This is a genomic window from Mesorhizobium sp. M2E.F.Ca.ET.209.01.1.1, from assembly GCF_004010375.2.
Taxonomy (GTDB): domain Bacteria; phylum Pseudomonadota; class Alphaproteobacteria; order Rhizobiales; family Rhizobiaceae; genus Mesorhizobium.
In genome coordinates this window covers 1-304 of the sequence record NZ_SADP02000977.1, presented here as the reverse complement: position 1 = coordinate 304, position 304 = coordinate 1, and the positions used below count along the sequence as shown (strand labels likewise).

General features: G+C 58.2%; 1 protein-coding gene. It reads right to left on the bottom strand.

The annotated features are described in order from the left end of the window. Positions 1-270, bottom strand: a 270-nt coding sequence (locus EN852_RS38745) for a recombinase family protein (protein ID WP_348643558.1), incomplete at its 3' end; no start/stop codon positions are given. Positions 271-304: the final 34 nt, after the last annotated feature.

The window sequence follows — 304 nt, the reverse complement described above, 5'->3', positions numbered from 1 at the left end:
CTTGCCAGTATCGGGGTTCTTCACCATTCGGACCTTGTTCCAAATGATCCGACCAACGTAAAGTTCGTTAAAGAGCAGACCCACCCCTCGTTGGGCATTTACGTTGATGGTGGAGCCATTACAGCGTGTCCCTCGGGACGGCGCTATCCCATCGCGATTGAGGTCGCCAGCTAGGTCTCGTGGGGTTCGACCGGCAGAGTAGGCGTCAAAAATGCGCCGGACAACTTCCGCCTCCCGTTCGACGACTTCAAGTTCGCCAGGGCGACCCAAGATAGGTCGATAGCCATAGGCCCGGCCTCCGGCG